Source organism: Legionella sp. PATHC039 (assembly GCF_026191275.1).
GTDB classification, from domain to species: domain Bacteria; phylum Pseudomonadota; class Gammaproteobacteria; order Legionellales; family Legionellaceae; genus Legionella; species Legionella pneumophila.
Genome location: NZ_JAPHOP010000001.1, coordinates 2,835,618 through 2,859,422, shown reverse-complemented (window position 1 = coordinate 2,859,422; position 23,805 = coordinate 2,835,618). Strand labels below are relative to the sequence as shown.

Genomic DNA, 23,805 nt, shown 5'->3' with positions numbered 1-23,805 from the left:
AATGTTAAATCTATGAACAATTGTCAGTTATTACCTTAAATTATTAAATCTCGCTATTCCCCAACTAAAGGTTTTTTATGATTGAAAAAATTCGCAATATTGCCATTATTGCCCACGTTGACCATGGCAAAACTACTCTTGTTGACAAGCTCTTGCAACAAACTGGAACGCTCAATGAGAGAGCTCCAAAAGTTGAACGTGTGATGGACTCCAATGCACTTGAAAAAGAGCGTGGAATTACTATCTTAGCCAAAAACACTTGCGTTTATTGGAAAGGTTATCAAATTAATATTGTAGATACCCCAGGGCATGCGGATTTTGGCGGCGAAGTGGAACGCATTCTTTCTATGGTTGACAGCGTTTTATTGCTGGTCGATGCAGTTGACGGCCCCATGCCACAAACCCGCTTTGTCACCCAGAAAGCATTTGCCCGTGGCTTAAACCCTATAGTCGTGATCAATAAAATTGACCGTCCCGGAGCAAGACCTGATTGGGTCATGGATCAGGTGTTTGACTTGTTTGATAACTTAGGTGCCAATGACACCCAACTAGACTTTCCTGTAGTTTATACCTCCGCTTTAAATGGCTATGCCAAACTTAATTTGGAAGACAATGCAACAGATATGTCTGCCCTACTGCAAACAATCGTAGATAAAGTCACACCACCTTGTGTCGATGCCAATGGTCCGTTTCAAATGCAAATCAGCTCTCTCGACTATTCTTCTTATGTTGGCACCATAGGCATTGGCCGGATTACACGTGGGCAAATTAAGGCAAAATCTCCTGTAAAAATTATTGATAAAGACGGTAATATGCGCAACGGACGACTACTCCAGTTACTGGGATTCAAAGGGCTGGAACGCGTTGAAGTCGAGGAGGCCAGTGCCGGTGATATTATCGCGATAACCGGAATTGAGAGCCTGAATATATCCGACACGATTTGCGATCCCAATCAGGTGGAGGCATTGCCAGCACTTTTGGTAGATGAACCTACAATCAGCATGACTTTTCAGGTTAATGATTCACCGCTGGCCGGCCAAGAAGGTAAATACGTCACATCAAGAAAAATTCGTGAGCGCTTAAATACAGAATTACTGCATAATGTGGCGCTTCGCGTAGAGGACTGCGATGACCCTGACAAATTCAGAGTTTCTGGTCGCGGGGAATTACACTTGTCGATTCTTATCGAAACGATGCGCCGCGAAGGCTATGAATTGGCAATAAGCAAACCGGAAGTGATTATTCGCGAGGTAGATGGTGAACAACAGGAGCCTTATGAACACCTGACAGTTGATGTTGAGGAAAACCATCAAGGTACCATTATGGAAAAATTGGGCGAACGCCGAGGTGAAATGCAAAATATGGTTCCTGATGGCAAAGGCAGAGTACGTTTGGATTACATCATCCCGACTCGCGGATTAATCGGTTTTCACAATGAATTTTTATCCAGCACTTCAGGTACCGGATTAATGTATCATGTCTTTGATCACTACGGCCCGTTGATTAAAGGACGCATAGGGAAGCGTCTCAATGGCGTCATGATAGCTAATTGTCCAGGCACTGCCCGGGCTTTTGCCTTGTTCAATTTACAAGAACGTGGAAGATTATTTTTAGAGCCTCAATCAGTCTGCTATGAAGGAATGATTGTAGGTATCCATGCCAGAGATAACGACCTAGTTGTTAATGTCACCAAAGAAAAACAATTAACAAACATTAGGGCATCAGGTTCGGATGAAAATATCATCCTGACTCCTCCAGTCAAATTATCTCTTGAGCAAGCGCTGGAATTTATCGATGATGATGAGTTAGTTGAGGTTACCCCGTTATCTATTCGTTTACGTAAAAAATTTCTCAAGGAACACGATAGAAAAAAAGCCTCTCGTACCGCCACAAGTGAAGAATAACACATTATGAAACAAAAATTTAAACGAGCCATCTTGTATGCCCGTCAACACAGAGCGAATCAGGAAGTCAATGAAAGCTTGCATCGACTGGTTGACTTTTTAAGCACGCAAGACATAGAAATCTTTCAGGACTCAGATACTGCGGCCAGTTTTGAATTAAAGGCCCCTGTTTTACCTAGAGAAAAGATGGGGGCAAAACACGACTTGATTATTGTCGTGGGTGGTGATGGCAGTTTACTTTCTGCCTCGCGTATGGCTATAAAAGTTAATACACCGGTCATCGGCATTAACAGGGGGAGACTAGGTTTTTTAACGGATATTTTACCCCAAGACATTGAGTCCCATTTAGGCCCTGTGCTTAATGGACAATATAATGAAGAAGAACGCTTCTTATTACATACTAAAATATATAACAAGGAAAACAGTTATTTTGAAGGTGACGCACTCAATGATGTCGTATTAGGCAGAGGAAGTGAAACGCATTTGATAGAATTTGACGTTTACATCAATCAGCAGCTGGTTAGCCATTATCGTTCAGATGGAATGATTTTATCCACTCCAACTGGCTCAACAGCCTATGCTTTGTCTGCAGGAGGACCGATAATGCATCCTCAACTCAATGCCATCGTCCTGGTACCCATGTTTTCACACAGCCTAAGTTCCCGACCACTCGTTATCGATGGGGAAGCAGAAATTGAATTGTATATCAGCAAATCAAATGAAACCGATTTGCGTATCAGTTGTGATGGTCACGAATCCCGTGTCGTTAAACCGGGACAGAAAGTAGCAGTCAAAAAAAATGGTAATCGATTGCGTTTGTTACACCCTCTTGATTATCATTATTATGATACATTACGAAGCAAACTTGGTTGGGAATCAAAGCATCAGGGATAAAACATGCTCACGACATTGCGCATTGAACATTTTGCTATTGTTAAACAACTGGAACTCGATTTTACACAAGGCATGACTACCTTTACAGGCGAAACAGGCGCTGGAAAATCCATCATGATTGACGCCTTACTGTTAGCCTTGGGTGAAAAAGCTGATACTTCCGTAGTCCGCCCCGGTGAAGAAAAATGTGATATCACAGCCGGATTTTGTTTCGATGAATCATCAGAACTCGCTCAATGGTTAGCTGAGCACGATATTTCTTGTCATGATGGAGAAATCTATCTAAGGCGCATTATTTACTCAGAAGGCCGCTCCAAATCTTATATTAATGGCCAACCTTTCCCTTTACAAAAAATAAAGGAGTTAAGTGAAAAACTGGTACACATCCATGGGCAACACCAGCATCAAACACTCATGCAACATGTGACACATAGACAACAACTTGATCGCTATGCCAATAACCACCTCTTGTTAAATGATGTCAATACACTCTATAAACAACATCAACAAATAGTACACGAAATAAATGCATTACAAAGTCAGGAGCAACAAGCAGACCGAATTAAATTATTGCAATTTCAAATTGATGAATTACAAACGCTGGGTATTCGGGAAGGTGAAGTTGAAGCCTTACATCAAGAGCATCAAATTTTACATCATGCCAGAGAGTATCTGCAGTTAAGTCAACAGATCAATGAGCTATTGAATAGTGATGATCAACCGAATATTTGCTCTGGTTTAAACCAGATTTTTCAACTCATCCAGCAACTCCCTCAAGAACAACCGCAAATAAAAAACACAGCTGAGTTAATTAATTCAGCCCTAATTCAATGTGAAGAAGCAATCACTGAAATGCAGCAATTCGCAGATAAAATTCAGCTGGATCCGGAAAGATTGCAAGAAGTAGAAGCCCGAATCAGTTCTATTCATCAACTAGCCAGGAAGTACCATCTTGATAGCAAATCGCTTCAAGAGCATGAAAAAACATTACAAAATGAATTGGAAAGTTTGCAAAATGTGGAAAGCAAATTGGCACATCTTCATATGCAATTGACTCAAATCAATAAGGCATATGAAAGCGCCGCATTAAAATTAAGAGAATCACGCAAAATTCACGCAAAAAAACTGGCTCAAGAAATAACCGCCAGCATTCAGCAGTTAGGAATGCCAAAAGGATGGATTGAAATTGAAATCACTCCTTTAGAAAAAATGCAAGCTCACGGATTGGATAAAGTGGAATACAAGGTATGTACTAATCCTGGTATGGAGCCTGATTCATTGAACAAAATTGCCTCAGGCGGAGAATTATCCCGAATCAGTCTTGCAATACAGATGATTACAGCGCAAAAAGGTTCAACTCCTACCTTATTATTTGATGAGGTGGATGTGGGTATTGGCGGTTCAACTGCTGCGCTAGTCGGAAAAATGCTGAGAAAACTTGGAGAAAGATTGCAGGTTTTTTGTGTTACCCACCAGCCACAAGTTGCTGCCTCGGCACACCATCACTTTTTAGTCACCAAACATAGTAATAACAATCAAACTTTTACCCATATTTCATTACTTAAAGCATCCGATAAAATTGCCGAGATCGCTCGCATGATGGGTGGGCTCACTATAACAGAACAAACACTGTCTCATGCGAAAGAGCTGATATCGCTGAGCAATGAGTGAACACATCGATCGTTTTCGGGTGAAATTTTAGCAATTTATTGATTTAATTTCCTATTTTTTATACAAAATCTAAATTAATTCAAAAAATTAAAAAAAAATTAATAAAAAAACAGCACAATTAATAAAATAATGCTACAATGTATGCGTAACAATTTAGGAAATTAACATGTCAGAAAAAATTCGTGGTACAGTCAAGTGGTTTAATGAGTCCAAAGGTTTCGGTTTTTTAGAAAGTGGCGGCAAAGATTATTTTGTGCATTTTAGTGCGATCCAAGGCAGTGGTTTTAAAACCCTGGCTGAAGGTGCTACTGTAATGTTTAAAGCTTGCAATGGTCAAAAAGGACCTCAAGCTGAGGAAGTTGAAGTAGTCTAATTTTTTATATTAGCCCTGTTTTTTTAAGTATAATTTAATCCTTAGAAAAGCAGGGCTTTTTTTATCTAAAACATTCTTAAAATTTCTGTTCTGCAATTAAAAAAGCTCTGCGTAAGCAACTGCTTTAGCAAATATTGGTTAAAGCCAGCTCAATTATATGATAAAGTATGTGCCATCATTGAATTCAATTGCAGAAAAGTGTGTTAGGAATTCAATAGCGCTTAAATTATTATTGGCAAATACCTGTGCTGATAATAGCTGTTATTAGCATTCTGTTTTTCAATGGAGGCAGCATGGTAGATAAATATCAATCCCCATCGTTTCTAGTAGACTTCATAAAGACGTTCGGTCATATTTTGTCTATTATAAATTGTTTCTGTACAAACTAGTATGGTTCTCATCAAACTCTTGTCCAACTTCGTCTTGAACCAGTTCTGTTGTTATTCTTACCTTATTAGAGTTATCCATGTCAGTTTGATTGGTGATGGTTTTCTCATGATTATTATCTTTTTTTGCCCACAACTTTGCTGAATTTTCTCGTAATATTTCAGAAGGTGACTTAACTTTCATATCATGAAACACAGTAGAATATGAGTTACTTTTGCTATCAATGAGATCTATTTTCGAATGCTCAGATTTTGATTGTTTTTGTTCCTTTTTTTTCAGTCTTGAAACGGAATCATAGGTAAACATACTTGATAGGATGTCTCTTAAAAATTTACCAATTCCTTCTTTTACGAATTCTCCTAAAGCACTTAAATAATATGAACCAATTTTTGAGAGTATACTCTCAAAAAAGTAAGATTCTGTTTGTCTTTTTGATGAAGACTTGCCCCCTTGTTTTTCCTTCTCTTGCTGACGTTCTTTGCTTGTTTTTTTAATTTGAGAGGGTTGAAGCAATACATCTTGATTTTTCGAATTGATTTGTTTTAACTCAACCATTAAGTTTTTCTTTTTATTGTAAGCATCACCTGCTTTGTCAAGGTATCTAAATATATTAAGATTCATCTCTTGTTCAGCTTCTGTTCTTAGATAAAAGAAATGAGCCTCGGGCAGTCCTTTAGCACCAACTTCGGGATGGAATTGCGTGGTTATAATAGGAACACCAAACTCTGATTCTGCTGCTTCAATGGATTCATTATCACTTGCAGTACCCGTATGTTGAAAACCAGCTGCTAATTTGGAAACAATTTGCTCATGCGCGCCAAAAAACTCCATTTCATAATGAGGAGAATTAAGAGAATGAGAATCTTCTACATTTAAACTCGTTTTTATATTTTGTAATTCTGTTTTCAATTGAGCTGACTCGCCCATTTCTCCTACTAATTCTCTTAAATCAAATAACTCTTCTTCTATATTTAATCCAGTCAATTTTAATAAAAGCTGCACTTCAGATTTATCTAATTCTTCTAATTTTCCTAATGCATCTAATTTCCCTGCTTCCTGTACTATGTTTAATTTTTCCAATGCATTTATTTTTTCTGATAATCTATTGTATTGGTTCATTCTTTCATTAAACGCTTTTCTGGCTGTATCCATTTCTTTCTGGACTTGTTTTCCACCAATAATTTGAGCTATTAATGAACTCTTATGCAGTTTGATTGCATCATAATTCATGACTTGTTGTTTATTTAATTTGTCAGAATTTAAATCGCATATTTCTCCACCGCCATATACTGCAATGACTTGATGTCCACCACAAACACCTAGAATAGGCATACCTTTTTCTGTCGCTACATGCGCTAATGCCAATTCAGCGATTGTTCTGGAAAAATCATAATTTTGATCGGGGTCTCTAGTTTGATTAAAAAGCTCCGGATCAATCATGGAATTATTACCAGATAATGCTAACACATCAACATTTTTAAGTAATTCCATTGCTTTTGCTTTGGCGTGTGCAAATAATCTTTGTCGGCCTTCTTTAGTGGAATACAACTCATCAAATTCTTCTTTGGGTATGTCTTCCATCATTTTCCTGTAGTCACCGTCAATAACTTCGGAACCGACATATGTAAATGATTCTTTCAACGAAAGAACACTGCTTCCACCAACTTCAGGACTATAGGTAACAATTACTCTTGCCATGATCATAAGCATATTTAAATGAGCAAATGATATTATAAATGATCATTATTAAGGGATCCTTATTTATTGGTTGGGTTTAGAGCAATTCGCAATTTCAGGTAATTATTTGAAGCCGTGAACTATGACCTTCGCCTTGATACCATGGTATACAATATAAAGCTTGATTAGCGGCCTTATTCTTGGAGCACTATTTACCCTATTTGTTTTGCTTACGGTTTACAACATCATCAAATCCAAACTAATTGATTTGAAAAAAACGGTGCAGCAAAGAATAAAGATTTATTTAAAATGCAATAAGTGGATATGGATTTTTGCAAATACTATCAGTATTCTAGGCAACATGATTTCCCTGCTGACTTATTTATGACTTGTAAAGGATCTACGGTATTAATGGTTCCACCGGAAGGATTTTGCTTCAATTATGAAACATCAACCAGCAACTCTTTCCAATCATTCCTTTCTATTAGGGATATAGGTAACAAGGCATTAGCAGAATTTACTGCGATGGTGTTAGAACTGGAAAAAGAAGAGATAAGAGTATTAACCCTCTCACAAAGCCGGGATTTACCCGATGCCGTCTTTCCCAATAACTGGTTTTCAACACATATTGATGCAAGAGGGAATAATATTCTGCTTATTTATCCATTATTAGCTAAAAACAGACAAGCTGAAGTCAATATCAAAGGATTAATGGAAGTACTGAACAGAGCCCAATTTGAAGTTCATGAAATAATTGACTTAAGAAACGATAAGGATGAAATCCTTGAAGGAACTGGCAGCCTGGTTTTAGATAGAGAAAACCGCCTTCTTTATGCGTCTTTGTCCCCGAGAACCTCCCTGAATTTGGTAAACAAAGTCGCTGATATTCTGGGATACACCCCTATTGTATTTAATAGTGTAGATAGGCAGAACAAACCCGTCTATCATACCAATGTCATAATGGGACTAAGCAAATGTTACGCTATTATTTGCCTGGACTCTATTAATGATGCTCAACAAAAAGCAATACTTTCAGAAAGTTTCAAAGAAACAGGCAAAACAATGATTGACATTAGTTGGAATCAAGCACAGCACATGTGTGGTAATGTTTTGGAACTTTATAACAAAAAAGGTGAGAGCCTTTTAATTTTATCCGAGCAAGCTAAAAGAAACTTTACTCATGATCAGCTAAGAATCATCCAACAACACTCCAGATTAATATCAACAGATATCCCTACAATAGAAGCCATTGGAGGTGGAAGCGCACGATGCATGATGGCTGAGATTTTTTATTAAAAGTTCAAAAAATTTTGCTACCAGTTTAATTTCCTTTCAGATATTCTCTAGAGCGAGACTTAAGAAAAACCCCAAGGTCAAGGTAAAAAAAGATTGGAGGTTTACTTAAGGCCTGTAAAAAACTAATCATTCAGGCAGGGAATCATCATGAAAATTAGTGAATTAAAAAAACTGGTTGCTGAATTAAATAAAGAGATTTCACCAAAGGTTGCATGCACACACATAATTAACCTGGCTGGCAATTTATCAGAAATCATTGAGTATTTTGAGCAAGATGAACATGTTAGTCCAGAGCTTATATACCGAATAGAAACGGTTATTTGTGAGTTCTGGAAGCTAGTTAGTCTCACATTACCTTATGAAGAATGGCAAAGCAGTATTCAAGTTGCTCCCTGGCTTACATTACAGCAATCATTATCCAAAGCCGGATTACTGCCTACGGATTTCCACCATCCCATTTTGTACCAGCGCTTAAAAGAACGCTATGAAAGCTTTGGTCACAGCGAATTAGGAATTGACCAGCTCTTGCCCTTGCTTATCCGTTGCAGTCGCATGACTGGGTATGCCAATAAAGATCCACAATCTCTTGTTACTTATCCCCACTCACCATTAAACAAACAAATCGAAGCGAGAAGGCCACAGGAACTTGCCAAGCTAAAAGACATCCTCTGCCTTTTAAGAGCCATCTTCTATTTAATTCATCATTGTTGCACCATTGAGCAATTGACTTTAATTCCTTACCTGATTTATTTTCGTAATCCCACTACAGATGAAGAAAGACGATCTGAATTGGCGATTTTTAACTGGCTAACCCAAAAACCAGCTGATTGCCTTGAATTCTTTAAAACCAATGAAGATTACATTGACACAAGATCGTTTAGGCAAATTAATGAGTTAGCACCATTACGCCCTTTTATCCCAACTGCGCGTAGTGATTTTATTAAAATAACTAATAAAGAACACTGGATATACCCTTTTATTCAAAGCAGGACAAATACATCAAGATCAGAGTATGATTTGCTGAATGATGCAGTTAATTGGTTAGACAGTGATTTTGCAACTGAGAAAGATAAATCCTATCATGCTGCTTTGGAGTTTGCCCATACCGTCAAAAAGCAAGCAAACATTTTAAACCAAAGGGAAATGAAAATAGTGCATTCCGCACTCTATGTCTTTTGTCTGGACAAATACATAAAACATCGTAAAGCAGATCCTCGTCCAAGGTGCACTCCGTTTTCACTTTCGGGAGAAACAAAATGCCAAGCAGCCGAAAAAAAACAGCAGGAGATACTGGGCAAACCAACGAAGTTTGGATTTTTCGAAAATCTGGCCTTGAATGAAGGAAGATTAAAAACACTGACCAAGACTTTTGAAATGCCACCCTATACTTTACTAAGAAATTAGTTAAATTTAATTGTTGTTTTGACTTAAATGAAAGATTATGTCTGATTAAATCAAAACTAATTCGAATTAGAATCTGGTAATATTGGCATTCACTAAAGGCGCTTCATTTTCTGGAGTCTCCAAAGGTGTAGCTAGGGGCTCTGGACCCTTGATATTTTGCAGCCTTTGTTTGAATGATGAAACCAAAGTTTCATTTTCGTTTTTAATATTAAATAATTTGGAAAATAGCGTTTTAAAGAAACTCACCAGAAAATTGTCACAATTTTTAAGTAGTACATTTTTACATTGATCACTTAGGCCGTGAGCCTTGATCTCTGCCAAACGAATAGAAGGTTCTTTGCTGGTTGTTTTTAGCATGTCTTCCATCTTTGATATTTCCTGAATTTTTTCATCTTTGATTTCTTTTGACAAACTCTTATGATTACTGACATGCTCTCTTATTTCTGTCAGTGAGTCATAGACACTGATCATCGTGTCATATTTTTCTAATTTACCCATAAAACTTTTCGCGCTTTTATTCTGCTCCTGCAAAAAACTGAGTGTCTCATGATCCGGAATACGTTGGGTATTCATTAACTGCGACTGATGGGATCTTAATGCGGCTATTTTTTCTTCACGGCAGGGATTGCCTTTAGGTTTCTTTTCTTCTGCCTCAATCAGGCTCTGTACTTCTTTTAGATGGACGTTTAATTGCTCGTATGCAGCTTTTAACTCCTTATTCTTTTCAAAAATAGCAGGAACATGAATTTTAAACTGGGTTTCAAGTCCTGTTTCCATATTATCAATGGCTATTTCTTTGATTATTTCAGATTTTTTGGCAATAAAATCAGGCATGATTTGCTTCAAGAATACCTTTCCATAAGGACCGAGTTCGTTGTTCAATTGTTCGCTGATTTTAGTATTAATATAATTAGTAAAAACTTGTCCTTTAAATGCTTCTCCAATAAGAAAGTTTCCTTTAGTTTTTGACAAGACTTCGGGGTTAGAGTCATTTAATATTTGCACTGCCAAATTCAAACGTTCGGCTATGTCTTTATCAGAATTCGAGAGGATATTCTGAACATCGGAAATCATTTGTAACTTGTCTTTTTTGATTTTGGGTAAGTCACTCCCGTTCTCTATGGTTTCTTTTAAAGAATTAAGTACATCATAAATATTGATTAAGGCGTCATTGCTTTCCAAAGATTTCAGCGAAGACCGTGTTTCTTCTTGCATCTTCTTAAGGAATTCCACTGTATTTTCTTTAGGAATACTGTCCAAATCACTCAAGCGATCCTTTAGAGAAGTCAATTTGGCTATTTTTTCATTGCGACAAGGATTATCCCTGGCCTTTTTATTTTCCTCATCAAGTACTGTATTAATTTCCTTCAATGTATTCTTTAAATCAACGTACGACTCTTTCAATAGATTGTTATTCAGCAAAATTCCGGGAGTAATCGCATTAATTTTTGAGCCAATTTCAGCCCCCATTTTGCTGTCAAATGCAACATTTCCCAATATTTCAGATTGATGCAAATGAATTTCCGGGCTTATTTTATCGATAAATAAACTGGTATAAATTCCCAATTCATTGTGCAGAGAGTTTTTAATATCGCTCTGAATATAACTGTCAAATAGTAATTTTTTAAAAGACTCTATTTTATTATTGATAATGTCAGGGGCTATTCTGTCTATTGCTTTTGCAATTTCCTCTTCCATATCTTGATCAATAGTAATTATATCTAAAATCTCATTTTTTTTATCGAGAAAATCCTTTTCAATGAATTGTAGAAACTGTTCGGCACGAGAACCAATTTTAGCTTCAAGGGCACTATTGACATTAGCATGGATGTAATTAAAAAATATTTTTTCTTTAAAGGCTTGTATTTTTTCTGGACCAACTTCCAGCTCCTGTTTCTTTAGCAGATCAATAAAATAACCTATACGCTCTTCACATAATTTTACCTTTAATCGTTTTGTATCATCCAAACCGGCAATCAATTCTTGAAGTTTACTTTCATCATTAATAATTCTTTCAGTCGCGGCTTTAAAATCTTCCGGTGTTTGCAACTCTCTAAGAAAATAAGCGAGATCATATTGGTAGTTTATTTTGATAAGATAGGGTTGAAGCTCCGCATAAAGCTGCAAAAATTGTTCTTTATTCTCTTCTTTTTCGAAATCGCCATCCAAATATAAATCCCTTAATTTATCAAAAGGGCTGGATGGTTTATTAATTTTATGACGCTCTTCGAATACCCTGTCAATGGCATGGAGTAATGAGTACTCACCATCTGTTTTGGAAATGTAATCCTCAGTAAACTCAGGATTAATTTTAGCAAGATAAGGTTGAATTTTTTTATATTCATTCGAAGCTTCTTCTTTTAATTCCTCTAATGTCCTCTCGTACAGATTCATGTGCACTCCATCTTCTATATCCTTCGCAATATGCCTTAAGTTGGCATATGGTTGATATAAAGTACTGAATTGCTCATGCTCTGTACCAAATATACTTTTTTTCGTATCGATTGCACTGGTATCTTCCTTAACACGTTCAAGGCGTTCCATTTCTCTTGCCAAACGTTTTTGTGTGCTTGTTGTATCAATTAATAACTCCAAACCCGTTTGATCTTTTTCCAAAGGTAAATTGACAATCAGAGAACTATAGAACTTTTCAAATCGCTCACTTACAGTTCGAGAATAGGTACCAGGCTTTAGGCCCAAATGAAATTCCGCATTATCAGCAGCCGCCATTAAAATGGTGCCGAACTCTGCTTGAATTTCTTTTAAACGCCCCATTGTTAATTCTCGTCCTTCTTTACCAATATCAGAAAGCTGCATCTGCAGTTTAGCGGCAGTACTCAAAATCTTTTTAACTGAACCTGGACCAAAGGATAATCCATTTAATCCTTCAACAAATGCTTTAACATTCGCATCTATTTCCTCTTTGGAAGGCTCTGGAATGTCAGGTTCCGCTTTTAACTTATTGAGCTTAACTGGAATTTGATAGATGCTTTCTGCAATTAATTGTAAATAAGAAGTATCTTTTAGTGACGTACTTTGTTGAAGAGCATTTTCCTCATTCATAATTCTTTGCAAAGCACCACTGAAATCTTTTGCTGTCTTTAAGCCTTCTAAAAATTGCGTTTGATCATAAGTACTATCGATTTTATGGAGGTACGGCTGAATTTCTTTGTATAGCTGTCGAAATTTTTCCTTGTTTTCTTCTTTTGCAAAGTCCCCTTCCAAATGCAAATCCTTAAGTTTAGCAAAACTACTTTCAGGTTTATTAATGCGTTGGCGCATTGACATCACTTCATCAATAGCTTTCAGTAGTGTTGATGACTCTTTATGTTTTGCTATGAAATTTTTATCAAATTTTGGATCAACAGACTCGAGAAGAGGTTGGATTTTGTCATAATAACTAACCGCTTCCTCTTTTAATTCGTCAAAAGAAGGTTTATATGGATTATTTTGATCTCGAAACTCATCAGTAATACGCTTTAACAAGAGATAGGGCTGATAAACACTATTAAATTCTTCATGTTTTGTGCCAAAAACTACCTCATGAGGGTTAGTTGCACCAGTAATAACAGAAGTAACCGATTTTTCTGGTGTCTTAGCCTTTGGTGCCCGTTCTTGTTTTAAAGGCAGATTACTAACAAGAGCATTACAAAAATTACTGACCATAGTGCTTATGTTATTGGAGTAGGAGCCAAACTTTTGACCTGAATGATACTCGGCATATTCTGCAGCCGCCCTGAATTGCGCATTCAATTCGGAATGAATGTCCTTAAGTTTACCGAGTGTTACTTCAGGACTTTCCTTATCCAGATTAGAAAGCTGAGTTTCGAGTTTGGTCAAGGCAGCCAGTATTTTTTTCGCAGAACCAGGGCCAAAAGACAAGCCACTGATCCCCTTGACAAATTCGCCAATTTGAGTTTTTATTTCTTCCCTGGCTAAATCTGAAACTTCCAGGTCTCCATCAAAATTATCGATGGCTTCCTGAATTTTACCCAATTCCTCACTAATTAATTGCTGATCTGTTTTAGGCTTAGGTCCTTTTGACAAACCAGATTCTACAATTGCTTGTTGTTTCTTCCATGCAGTAATAATATTTTGCTTGGGAGGCTCCTGGTTTTCTGTGGTTTTTAAATAATCACCTATCAGTGGCATACCCTCTAATGGTTTTAGTAAATCCAAGCCTTCCTGAACGATTGCCTTTAATCCGGGATTATTTCCTGCCTCCATAACATAGTACTTACTGTAGCAGATATTCATAACCAGAGCATTAAACGTGGTCATGACAAATCGCGTACGGTGATAAATGTTATTGGGGTCACCATAGTCATTTAACGACTCCAGATTTTCCAATCCCTTCTTCATGTAATGTATGGAGTTTATTAATTGCTTGTACATGCTGACTTCAGGACTGTCTTTATGAAATTCCAGATACGGTATTTTATCAAAATCAAGCGTTTCTCCATTTGATGAGAGCTGTTTCCATACTTCAGGAGAAAGATTGTCCTTAAGATAAGTTTGAAATTTGTTATTGAAAAAATCATCAACAGATTTGGATAACTTCAATTTACTCATCTGTCCAAAGAGTGTTTGTTTCTCAAGTTCTGCCCCCCTTGCTACCAAGGGAACTTTTGCATATTGTTCTTCGCGAGCTTCTTCCTCCTTATCCAGCAAAGTAGTTTTATCTTGATTTAAATCACTAATTTTCTCATCTAAATAATCATCAATACTCGATTTAAGAGATACCAGATCGGTGAGGCGAAGGGGAGGGTTAGTTGGTTTTGAATTGGTTAGGCTGTTTACAAGGCGAGTGTTAATGTCATCATGCTTCAACGCCAATAATTGTGGTTGAAATGTTTTATAAGCCTTGCGGAGAAATTCTTTATCCGATTCATCCAGAGAATCAAACGATGGGTTTTCATGGGGATACTTTTTCTGAATATAATTAAAAAACTCCGCTACCCCTTTCTGTGCTCTTTCAAGTTCTAAAATTTGGTTAGATGCTGCAATAACCTTCTTATGGTAATACTCAACCGGTTTATCGTCCTCCAAAGTAAATTTTAGTGGTTCAAACGGTTGAACCCGAGTAGTTAGATTAGTTGTTTTATTATTCATTGAATAAGCTGTCTCTTCTGAGTGGCTCATAGTTTTTTCAATGAGCTTTGCTTTAAACTCAGATTGAGCAAGGCTTTGGTGAATACTGGATAGCACGGAGTCCTTACATGATAATACCTGCTTAAAATGATCAGAGCTCCATAATTGCTTATAATCGGAACTGTATAGTCTGGAAACGATATTGCTGCCGGTAGGCTGGGTAAGAGCATCTACAACCAGTTTGTCAATATCTGGATATAATGCCGCAAAATGTGGCTGAAACTGTTTGTATTCCTTGATTAAAGCGTCCTTTTCACTCTGACTAATGTTGGCCAAACTCCACTTGGACCATGCTTTGTGAATGCTATTGTAGGAGCCGATTTTATCAAAGAAACGATTGGCCGCAGCAAGTACACTTTTGTCTTCAGAGCCAAGTCTGGCTTCATTAAGTCGACTTTCCTGATTAGATCTTCTCTTCTGAATAAATACATCGTCCATCAAAACACCTAAATCAGGTGCAGGCGTTAATTTTGGCCCCACATCCAGTTTTTTGCTATCTCCAGCAAGAAAGCGAACGATTTTTCCCCCTATTGAATCAGAATAATCTGAAACAGTATCAAGAACTCCAGCTGCCTTGGCAATATTATCAACTTGCTCTGCCAGCTGCGTATAGTATTTATTCATTTGTTCAAGAGCGGGGTCGGTCAGTAAACCTGGTTTTAGACCCATGCTTTCTTCAACCATTTCCAGCTCTGAAATCAATTGGGGTAAAATATTATGTTTAATGTCTTCAAGCTTTGCGACAGCATCCAAATAAGCTTGTTTTGTCAGAGGAGCACCGGCATTAACCAGATCAGTACTATGGGCAATTAATCTTTTGACTATTGAGAGATAGCTTGGGATTGCTGATAGCCCACTCTTGGAACTGAGTTGTTCAAAATAATATTTTGTTTCATTTGCCTTTTTTATCATTGCGGATTGATAGTCTTCAGCGCTGGTAATTGATTTGGTGGCAATCCCTGATGCCCCGGTAGCGATTAATTTTTGTAACTCCTCGAAGTAATGAGGCAATTCAAAAATGAGGTTACTAAGTTTACCCAGACTTTCTGACTCGGTTGGCTTTTCAGTTGGAAGCATATTGACTACACCAGCAAGCACTGCTCCAGCACTCTCCTCAGGATGCTCCGGAGCAAAATTTCCTAATGCCTTACTGGCTAAAGCCATTTGTGGTAATAATTTTTGGATATGTGGGCCGACTATATCTTGTATGTCCGAATTACTGTGATTGATTAATTGAAGAGCCGCATAAATTTCATGCACCGCTTTATAACTGACCATGACTGCATCCTTAGCGATCATGGCAGTGTACCTATCACGACTGATATCGATATTTTCAATAGCTCGAAAAGACTTTTCAGCATTTTCCAAAGCATTAAGCAATTTTTTCAGAACAGCGACTTGGGTAGGATCAGTCGTGTTAACTTTAAAAGGGGTATTGGGGTTATCTCGTTCAAAATAAGCAGCTAATTCCTCAGAAAAATGGGTTTTATCGGTAATCGATTTTAACAAACCATCTTTTATTGTTTTACAAGTATCAGCTATTTTTAAATCTTCTTTTAAATAGATGATGTAGGTTTCAATGGTTCTTTTCATACCACATCAACCAGCAAATGAACAATCCATATTATTAATATAGTTGATTCATGCCAGTATAGTGGTTTTTTCTCTCAAAATTTACTTCACTTTGAATCAATATTGCGCAAAAACAGGGCGTTAGTACGTCATATCAGAGGATGTCTTTTCTTTTTTCTCCTCACTTCCCCATAACCATGAGGTGAGAAAATTTAAGCTAAAAAAGCCAAAACTACTACTTACTGAAGGTTGAATTTGATTTTTTTGCATTTCGCGTTTGCGGTAAAAATTATAAACTTTTATCTGTTGATAGAGTTCATCAAACACCACTACATCATCAATGGATAATTTTTTGCCTTTTTCATCTTTATTGCCCGTTGCGATAAGAAATTTACTTAATCCTTCTTGATCATATACTTTCCCTTGGGCAGTAATGACAGGTGTTTTGATAAGCGTTTTACTTATTGGGCAAAGAAATATATCCGGAATTTCAGTGTATTCTTTTTGGCGTGCAGCAACCCGAGCATTTTGCACTAATCTGTTTTTTAATTTTTCATAGTTCGTTTGTGTCTCAACAAATCTATTGACGATAATCAATAACTCAGGGAATGGTTGCAAATCTTTAGCTGTTAAGGGTTTACGGCTTTGTGGGTCTTCTTTTTTCGTTTCTAACCATTTTAAAATAGAAGATTTATTATAAACAAAACCTTCTGGTGTGATCACGGGATCTTTTAGAAATCCGCTGTCAATAGGGCAAGTCAGCATTGTTGGTGTTGTTTCTGGATGAGATAAATTGGCCTTTAATGCTGCTTCTCTTAAGTATTTACTTTTAAGATCAATATCAAAAGGATTTCGTGTCGCCATTTCTATTCTATACCCCAACCAAATGATTCAATATTTTACCATTAGATTTATTTTTATGCAATTGATTTGTTTTATAGGCGAATCACTCCTTTATTATTTGTGCTTTCGCTAATAAAGAGCACCGTATCTCAAGCTGCCAGTAAAAAAGACTACATGCTTATATTGGTTCGAGGAGGGTCCCCCAATCAATTGACCACATAATTATCTATTCAAAGATCACAAAGTCAAAATTAATTACTATAATAAAACTATAAGAAATTAAATTCTGTTTGAAACTTGATGAAATTATGACAAAAAGCCGCAAATTAAAAAGGAATTTACTGGAAATATCAAAGACTGAGGCAGGACAATATTCTGTTAGTGCGCCTGAGCACAAAGGTTTGGTGCTCAGTGGAGGCGGAGCGAAAGGCATATCCTATTTGGGTATGATTCAAGCGTTACAAGAGCGCGGAAAAATAAAAAAACTGACCCATGTTAGCGGGGCATCTGCCGGAGCAATGACGGCGAGTATATTAGCCGTTGGCATGGATATCAAAGACATCAAAAAACTGATTGAGGGATTGGACATCACCAAGCTATTAGATAATAGCGGAGTAGGTTTTCGTGCAAGAGGAGATCGTTTTCGTAACATTCTGGATGTTATTTACATGATGCAAATGAAAAAACATTTAGAAAGCGTGCAGCAACCCATTCCTCCAGAGCAACAGATGAATTATGGCATACTTAAACAAAAAATAGCTCTCTATGAAGACAAGTTATCAAGAGCGGGGATTGTGATAAATAATGTAGACGATATTATCAACTTGACACAATCAGTAAAAGATCTGGAAAAACTTGATAAAGCACTTAATAGTATTCCTACTGAGTTGAAAGGCGCCCAAGGAGAACAACTTGAAAATCCTCGTATAACTCTTGGTGACTTGGGCCGCTTAAGAGAGTTGCTGCCTGAGGAAAATAAATATCTAATTAAAAACTTGTCTGTAGCAGTAACTAATCAAACAAAGCATGAGCTGGAACGCTACAGTGAAGACACAACTCCTCAACAATCTATAGCACAAGTTGTCCAGTGGTCTGGGGCACATCCGGTACTTTTCGTACCTGGCAGAAATGCCAAGGGAGAATACATCGCTGATGGAGGGATTCTGGACAATATGCCGGAAATTGAAGGGCTTGACAGAGAAGAGGTGCTTTGTGTCAAAGCAGAGGCAGGCACCGCATTTGAAGATCGCGTTAATAAGGCCAAGCAAAATGCTATGGAAGCGATAAGCTGGTTTAAGGCACGCATGGATTCTTTGGTTGAGGCTACAATAGGTGGAAAATGGCTTCATGCCACTTCATCCGTGTTAAATCGTGAAAAAGTCTATTATAACATTGATAATATGATTTACATTAATACAGGTGAAGTCACAACCACAAACACCTCTCCAACACCTGAACAAAGAGCGCGCGCTGTAAAAAATGGCTACGATCAGACAATGCAATTACTGGATTCTCACAAGCAAGCATTTGACCATCCATTAATGGCAATACTTTATATCGGACATGATAAACTCAAGGATGCATTGATTGATGAGAAATCAGAGAAGGAGATTTTTGAGGCATCAGCGCATGCACAAGTTATTCTACATCTTCAAGAACAAATCGTCAAAGAAATGAATGATGGTGATTACAGTAGCGTGCAAAATTATTTAGATCAAATTGAAGACATTCTGACAGTCGATGCTAAAATGGATGACATCCAGAAAGAGAAAGCCTTTGCCCTCTGCATTAAACAAGTTAATTTTTTAAGTGAAGGAAAACTGGAAACTTACTTGAATAAAGTTGAGGCAGAAGCTAAAGCAGCCGCTGAGCCTAGCTGGGCGACAAAGATATTGAATCTTCTTTGGGCACCAATTGAATGGGTTGTTTCCCTGTTCAAAGGCCCTGCCCAAGACTTTAAAGTTGAAGTTCAAGCTGAGCCGGTTAAGGTTTCTACCTCTGAAAATCAGGAAACAGTGTCTAATGAAAAGGATATCAATCCTGCAGTAGAGTATAGAAAAATCATGGCTGAAGGAAGGATTGAGCATACTGATCCATCCACATCCTTGCAACAAAAAGAAAATGTTGAGCCTTCAGTCACATTTGGCAATACTTGATGTTATTTCTAAAAATAGGTTTAGTTACAGAATCATTCCGGGATATTTTCCTATTTATTCCTGACTCAAGTGTGTTCTTCTTTCCTGCATGGTTTCTATGCTGTTGACAACTGTTTGATAACATATCTCTTTCATTACTGGAATATCTTTCAATGAGTATCCTTGGTGAATAGCATAAGCTATCAAAAAACTATCCTGCCAAACCTTTTCATTTTTTCTGTGTTTTGCCTTAACCCATAACGCTATCCATAAAAAATGAAACTGCCATTTATCCCGGTGTAATTCCATTTCCTCGTAAAATACCGCGTCCATAGCATCAGCCAAACGACAAACTTTAACTCCTTCCACAAAGCTGCTGTTATGATTGACAATTTTATCAATGGTGGGATTTTCAATATACCATGATTCTGTAAATTGCTTATTTTTAAGCCACATTTTCGAGCGTTTTAAAGATTCTGCTATCTTTTCTTGAGTAAAAGGAATAATCTGAACACTTAATTGTTCAAATACGCAATCCAAATCAAGCTTATTAGGTTTCAAACGAATGCCCAGAAATTCGAGTATTTCTAAAAAATGCAAATTAGGTATATCACTTTTTTCAACAGTAATGGCTAAAAAATGCTCCACTATTGTTTGAAAATAAGAAAAATCAACTTCCCGTAAGGTCACACTGTCTTCAAACGCTTTATGATAATAATCTGTAACTTCAGCTGCAGAAATCTCTGGAGTTATCCAAGCATCTTTAATGCCCAAATCATACTTTAATAATAAGCCGCATAACCTGTTTTTTTTATTTTTCCTTGCGTGGATAAAAACTCCTTGCGAACCACTGCCATCCACTTCAGTTGCTTTAATCGTTATTTTTGCTTGACTAGCCTCTGTTTCAAATGTTACTCCCTTTTTTCTTTGCGTTTTAATCCAACGATCAAACATTCCATGGTAATGGGTTGGATACCAATGTTTGATTATTTGTAATCTTGACAATGATGCTGGCGTCAAAGTAATTGTATTCATTAATTGATCGATAGTAGACAGCGCTATCTCTCGTACCTCGATATTAGGATGGAGTAAAACCAGTAGTGCAATATCTTTACCTTCTTCAATACTATACAAATCAACAATCAAATCTGCAAAAAAATCAGGCGGCATGGCATAGCTTTGTGCAAAAAAACTCTCTGCTATGTCAAACAGGGTTAAATCAGATAATTCATGGATCAAATCTTTTATGGAGTCCAAATGATTAAATTGCTCATCCACTTCTACCGCATCATCATCCTGGCTTGCCAAGCCATAATATGCTTCCTTTAAATCATCAGTTAGCTCAACATGCACTTCATAAAATGCATTCAGTACGGGCAACCAAAAGCTTAAGCTATGCTTATGTGTATCAATGATCTCAGCTAAATGATTCATTAGTTGAGACAATAATTTTGTGGCATTTTTATTATTTGCCTCTGCAGCTGCTTGCAATTGAGCAATACAAATGTCTAAAGCGAAAACGCATGCTGAGTATATTGGAGGCCCATCATGCACTAATTCTTCACTCAAATTATTAATAAGGTGTATTAATTCAAGACTAATTTCCGGATGTTGAAAAAAAAAGGCATACAATTGAGGGTCAGGCTCTGCATCTTGCTCAATCAATACAGCCATATCAGCAATTACTCGCTGCAATTCTTGAGTTTTATTAGTCATTGTGTTTTTGGTACCTGCCTCGGCTTTCCATTTTCATCAATCGCAACAAAAACAAATATCCCTTCAGTAACCTGGTATTTTTCCATTTTGATCGATGAGTAAGCCCATACCTCAACCCGAATAGTCATAGAGGTATTACCCACTTTCACTAATTCAACGTGGCAACTCACTACATCGCCTACATGCACAGGTTTTAAAAAAGTCATTGAATTAATTGCAACGGTAGCGACACGCCCATGGGAAATTCTCTTTGCCAAAACACCTGCTGCCAAATCCATTTGGGAGACTATCCATCCGCCAAATATATCGCCATTAGCATTAGTATTTAAAGGCATGGCCAAAGTTTGGATAGTCAACTCTCCTTTAGGTGTTTGCATCCCTATTCTCCACCACGTTTTAGTTTGGCCAAAGCATCGGCCATGGCTGTATTAAATACGGTTTTTTTGACTGACTCCGATTTTTTTATCTTATCTGGTTTTTTCTTATGTTCTTGCTTCTTCTTAAATTCAGGCGGCTTTTGTTCCGCTTGTTTTCTAGCCGGCTGTGGTTTATTAGCTTTCTGCAATACAGCAGGAGCCGGCTCATCATTCAGTTTCATACTTAAACCAATCCTTCGGCGTTCTTTATCCACTTCAACCACTTTAACTTTTACAATATCACCTGCTTTAACAACAGAACGAGGATCTGTAATAAAGCGATTGGTCATTGCTGAAATATGTACCAACCCATCCTGGTGAACGCCAATATCAACAAAGGCACCAAAATTAGTCACATTACTTACAACACCTTCCAGAACCATTCCTTGTTCCAAATCTTTAATGTCCTCAACACCTTCCTTAAATTGAGCGGTTCTGAATTCTGGTCTTGGATCTCGCCCCGGTTTCTCCAATTCACGTAAAACATCTCTTATTGTTGGCAAACCAAAATTGTCATCCACATATTGTTCAGCGTTAATACTCTGCAATAATTCTCTATTGCCGATTATTTCCTTAATACTAACCTTTTTATCTGAAATAATTTTTTCCACTAAAGGATAGGCTTCAGGATGAACACAAGAGGCATCTAAAGCATTATCTCCATTCATAATGCGCAAAAAGCCAGCTGCTTGCTGAAAAGCCTTTTCTCCCATGCGATTGATATTTTTTAATTGATTTCTGTTTGTGAAAGCACCATGTTCATCGCGAAATTGCACAATATTTTTAGCTAAGGTATCATTCAATCCAGAAATATGGGAGAGCAAAGCTGCAGAGGCCGTATTAATGTCTACGCCAACAGCATTCACACAATCCTCGACAACACCATCCAGGCAACGCGCCAACTTTGCTTGGTTCACATCATGTTGATACTGGCCAACACCTATTGATTTGGCTTCAATTTTTACCAGTTCTGCCAAAGGATCTTGCAATCTTCGTGCAATAGATACAGCGCCTCTTAGGGAAACATCCAAATCAGGAAATTCATTGGCTGCAAGTTCAGATGCGGAATAAACAGATGCCCCGGCTTCACTGACAATTATTTTTGTTAATTTCAAATCAGGGTACATTTTAATTAAATCAGCTACCAATCGCTCTGTTTCCCGAGAACCGGTGCCATTTCCTATGCTGATTAAATTAACCTGATATTTCGCAGCAAGCTTGGCCAAATCCGCAATGGATTGATGCCATTCATTTTGAGGAGCAAATGGAAAAATAACAGAGTAATCCAACAGCTTACCTGTAGCATCCACGACAACCACTTTAACACCCGTTCTAATTCCCGGGTCAAGACCTATCGTCACTTGAGGACCTGCGGGAGCAGCCAGTAACAGATCACGTAAATTTTTGGAAAACACTTTAATAGCTTCCTCATCTGCTATTTCGCGCAGACGAGTTAATAACTCAAGCTCCAGCTTGGTAAATAACTTAATTTTCCAAGTCATCCTGACCGTATCTATAAGCCAACCATCAGCTTTTCTTTGCCTGTCAGTAACATTAAAGTAAGTCGCAACCTTATTCTCTCCATAATTGGCATCCTGATCAGGTAAAACCAGACTTACTTGCAGAATTCCTTCACGCCGCCCCCGGAACAAGGCCAGTGCTCGATGAGATGGAATCTTTTTAATTGCTTCCGAATAATCAAAGTAATCAGAAAATTTATTCGCTTGATCCTTTTTAGTACTGTTTCCTACTGATTTGACTATTCCGTGTTGCCATAAATACTCTCGTAATTCATTAATTAACTCGGCGTCTTCAGCAAAATGCTCCATTAAAATATGCCGCGCACCATCCAGTGCGGCCTGGGTATTTTCGATCCCTGCTTCGCTATTTATAAATTGGGAAGCCTGTTGTTCTGGATCCAAAGCAGGATCTTTCCATAAAGCATGAGCTAATGGCTCTAATCCTGCTTCAATAGCAATTTGCGCTTTTGTACGACGTTTAGGCCTATAGGGTAAATACAAGTCTTCCAGGCGTGTTTTAGTTTCAGCAGCTAATATGCTTTGTTCCAATTCCGGTGTTAATTTTTCTTGTTCACGAATGGATTGCAAAATGACTGTTCGTCTCTCATCCAATTCACGCAAATAAATTAGCCTTTCCGCAAGAAACCGCAATTGCACATCGTCAAGCCCTCCAGTTGCTTCTTTGCGATAACGCGCAATAAAAGGTACTGTTGCTCCCTCATCTAACAGCCGAATAGCAGTTTCTACCTGCGATACTTTGACCTTAAGTTCATCTGCAATAATTGCGGCTGACGCCAACATCACTTCTGCCATTCATATCCCCGTAAAACATGATAAAAATCGTCT

General features: G+C 37.5%; 13 protein-coding genes. 7 read left to right on the top strand and 6 right to left on the bottom strand.

What is annotated here, in order from left to right; genetic code table 11:
* Window positions 1–77: 77 nt before the first annotated feature.
* The 4 genes from typA (at window position 78) to OQI99_RS12990 (ending at window position 4,842) form a co-directional block, all read left to right on the top strand.
* Window positions 78–1,904 carry a translational GTPase TypA gene (typA, locus tag OQI99_RS13005; RefSeq protein ID WP_061513137.1) on the top strand — a complete coding sequence of 609 codons (1,827 nt, stop codon included), beginning with the start codon at window positions 78–80 and terminating at the stop codon, window positions 1,902–1,904.
* Between the two features lie 6 nt (window positions 1,905–1,910).
* Window positions 1,911–2,798: an NAD(+) kinase gene (locus OQI99_RS13000; protein WP_061513136.1), complete on the top strand. Its 888-nt coding sequence runs from the start codon at window positions 1,911–1,913 to the stop codon at window positions 2,796–2,798.
* A 3-nt stretch (window positions 2,799–2,801) separates the two neighbouring features.
* Entirely contained in the window at window positions 2,802–4,469 is a 1,668-nt protein-coding gene (gene recN / locus OQI99_RS12995; protein ID WP_061513135.1) for a DNA repair protein RecN, read from the top strand.
* Window positions 4,470–4,635: 166 nt separating this feature from the next.
* The gene (locus tag OQI99_RS12990) at window positions 4,636–4,842 is read left to right on the top strand and encodes a cold-shock protein (protein ID WP_010948512.1); all 207 of its coding nucleotides are present in this window, start codon (window positions 4,636–4,638) and stop codon (window positions 4,840–4,842) included.
* 363 nt (window positions 4,843–5,205) lie between these two features.
* Here the strand turns inward: OQI99_RS12990 and ceg34 are convergent, their stop codons facing one another.
* A complete protein-coding gene (ceg34, locus tag OQI99_RS12985; RefSeq protein WP_061513134.1) occupies window positions 5,206–6,939 on the bottom strand; it encodes a Dot/Icm T4SS effector Ceg34 in 1,734 nt (577 codons plus the stop codon).
* Window positions 6,940–7,230: 291 nt separating this feature from the next.
* Here ceg34 and OQI99_RS12980 point away from each other — a divergent pair, with 291 nt between their 5' ends.
* Together OQI99_RS12980 and OQI99_RS12975 are read left to right on the top strand one after the other, a co-directional pair.
* On the top strand, window positions 7,231–8,202 hold the full coding sequence (locus OQI99_RS12980; protein WP_241495166.1) for an arginine deiminase-related protein: 972 nt from the start codon (window positions 7,231–7,233) through the stop codon (window positions 8,200–8,202).
* A gap of 147 nt (window positions 8,203–8,349) precedes the next feature.
* Window positions 8,350–9,606: a lpg2828 family Dot/Icm T4SS effector gene (locus OQI99_RS12975; protein WP_061513132.1), complete on the top strand. Its 1,257-nt coding sequence runs from the start codon at window positions 8,350–8,352 to the stop codon at window positions 9,604–9,606.
* Between the two features lie 66 nt (window positions 9,607–9,672).
* On the opposite strand, the gene sidH is transcribed toward OQI99_RS12975, so the two are convergent.
* Window positions 9,673–16,350: a Dot/Icm T4SS effector SidH gene (sidH, locus tag OQI99_RS12970; protein ID WP_265732120.1), complete on the bottom strand. Its 6,678-nt coding sequence runs from the start codon at window positions 16,348–16,350 to the stop codon at window positions 9,673–9,675.
* A gap of 120 nt (window positions 16,351–16,470) precedes the next feature.
* Window positions 16,471–17,211: a Dot/Icm T4SS effector E3 ubiquitin ligase LubX/LegU2 gene (lubX, locus tag OQI99_RS12965; RefSeq protein ID WP_080447259.1), complete on the bottom strand. Its 741-nt coding sequence runs from the start codon at window positions 17,209–17,211 to the stop codon at window positions 16,471–16,473.
* A 251-nt stretch (window positions 17,212–17,462) separates the two neighbouring features.
* Between lubX and vipD the strand changes: the two genes are divergently transcribed.
* Window positions 17,463–19,328 carry a Dot/Icm type IV secretion system effector VipD gene (gene vipD / locus OQI99_RS12960; RefSeq protein WP_080447258.1) on the top strand — a complete coding sequence of 622 codons (1,866 nt, stop codon included), beginning with the start codon at window positions 17,463–17,465 and terminating at the stop codon, window positions 19,326–19,328.
* A gap of 54 nt (window positions 19,329–19,382) precedes the next feature.
* On the opposite strand, the gene OQI99_RS12955 is transcribed toward vipD, so the two are convergent.
* Genes OQI99_RS12955 through OQI99_RS12945 form a run of 3 tightly spaced genes read right to left on the bottom strand, consistent with a single transcriptional unit; the run spans window position 19,383 to window position 23,772 of the window.
* Window positions 19,383–21,023, bottom strand: a complete 1,641-nt coding sequence (locus OQI99_RS12955; RefSeq protein ID WP_061513128.1) for a lpg2832 family Dot/Icm T4SS effector — start codon at window positions 21,021–21,023, stop codon at window positions 19,383–19,385.
* The gene (locus OQI99_RS12950) at window positions 21,020–21,400 is read right to left on the bottom strand and encodes an acyl-CoA thioesterase (protein WP_010948520.1); all 381 of its coding nucleotides are present in this window, start codon (window positions 21,398–21,400) and stop codon (window positions 21,020–21,022) included. The genes OQI99_RS12955 and OQI99_RS12950 overlap by 4 nt, the downstream gene beginning before the upstream one ends.
* 2 nt (window positions 21,401–21,402) lie before the next feature.
* The gene (locus tag OQI99_RS12945) at window positions 21,403–23,772 is read right to left on the bottom strand and encodes a Tex family protein (protein WP_061513127.1); all 2,370 of its coding nucleotides are present in this window, start codon (window positions 23,770–23,772) and stop codon (window positions 21,403–21,405) included.
* Between the last annotated feature and the right edge of the window lie 33 nt (window positions 23,773–23,805).

Bases quoted from the DNA above. Each gene is read 5' to 3' on its own strand.
- typA (WP_061513137.1), top strand. From the start codon at position 78: ATGATTGAAAAAATTCGCAATATTGCCATTATTGCCCACGTTGACCAT.
- OQI99_RS13000 (WP_061513136.1), top strand. From the start codon at position 1,911: ATGAAACAAAAATTTAAACGAGCCATCTTGTATGCCCGTCAACACAGA.
- recN (WP_061513135.1), top strand. From the start codon at position 2,802: ATGCTCACGACATTGCGCATTGAACATTTTGCTATTGTTAAACAACTG.
- OQI99_RS12990 (WP_010948512.1), top strand. From the start codon at position 4,636: ATGTCAGAAAAAATTCGTGGTACAGTCAAGTGGTTTAATGAGTCCAAA.
- ceg34 (WP_061513134.1), bottom strand. From the start codon at position 6,939: ATGCTTATGATCATGGCAAGAGTAATTGTTACCTATAGTCCTGAAGTT.
- OQI99_RS12980 (WP_241495166.1), top strand. From the start codon at position 7,231: ATGGATTTTTGCAAATACTATCAGTATTCTAGGCAACATGATTTCCCT.
- OQI99_RS12975 (WP_061513132.1), top strand. From the start codon at position 8,350: ATGAAAATTAGTGAATTAAAAAAACTGGTTGCTGAATTAAATAAAGAG.
- sidH (WP_265732120.1), bottom strand. From the start codon at position 16,350: ATGAAAAGAACCATTGAAACCTACATCATCTATTTAAAAGAAGATTTA.
- OQI99_RS12955 (WP_061513128.1), bottom strand. From the start codon at position 21,023: ATGACTAATAAAACTCAAGAATTGCAGCGAGTAATTGCTGATATGGCT.
- OQI99_RS12950 (WP_010948520.1), bottom strand. From the start codon at position 21,400: ATGCAAACACCTAAAGGAGAGTTGACTATCCAAACTTTGGCCATGCCT.
- OQI99_RS12945 (WP_061513127.1), bottom strand. From the start codon at position 23,772: ATGGCAGAAGTGATGTTGGCGTCAGCCGCAATTATTGCAGATGAACTT.